Origin of the sequence: Thioclava arctica, assembly GCF_040892615.1 — a bacterium.
GTDB lineage: Bacteria > Pseudomonadota > Alphaproteobacteria > Rhodobacterales > Rhodobacteraceae > Thioclava > Thioclava arctica.
This window is the reverse complement of the sequence record NZ_JBFRYC010000054.1, coordinates 1-562: the sequence shown is the minus strand read 5'-3', so window position 1 is coordinate 562 and position 562 is coordinate 1. Positions and strand designations below refer to the sequence as shown.

Here is a 562-nt window from a genome sequence, read left to right as displayed (position 1 = left end):
CTCCATGTCTATCATCGCATCCCCCCAAACGCTCGCCCCCTGCCGCACCATCGCACGCTGTTTTGCGCAATCCGATCAGGAGCGGTATCGTCATGGCTAGCCTCTCAAATGACCGCATGGCCGTGCTGTCGCCCACGCTGGATGTGCCGCGTGTCGAAGACATGGAAGCCCGCTTTCTGGCATTTTGGCGCGCAATGCGGCGCACCATGCACGGGCGCGGCCGCAAAGCGCAGCTTGATTACGCAATGGAGCGCAAAGCAAAGGACCTGGCCGAGGTGGCCCATCAGCGCCGCCTGCGCCAATCCGGGTTGGCATCAGTTAAAACCGAAGCGCGTCCGGGCGTGATCGCGCTCGCGCGGGAGGGGGGCAAGCTGTCGGGCCCGACAACGCCGGATGACGTTCATCACTTGGTCGCCGCGCTGCATGCCGAGAGCGGCTGGATGCGCGAGGTCTCGACCTGGATCATGCACCAGATGCTGCAGCATGTGGCGTCCGGTGGGCGCGGCCTTACATTGCCTCCGGTCATTCTTGTGGGGCCGCCCGGCATCGGGAAATCGCATTA

Annotated in this window: 1 pseudogene; it reads left to right on the top strand. The window is 64.1% G+C overall.

Annotated features, from left to right (window positions below):
- Window positions 1-92: 92 nt before the first annotated feature.
- Window positions 93-562: pseudogene (locus AB4874_RS19895) on the top strand (hypothetical protein); the annotation flags it as partial.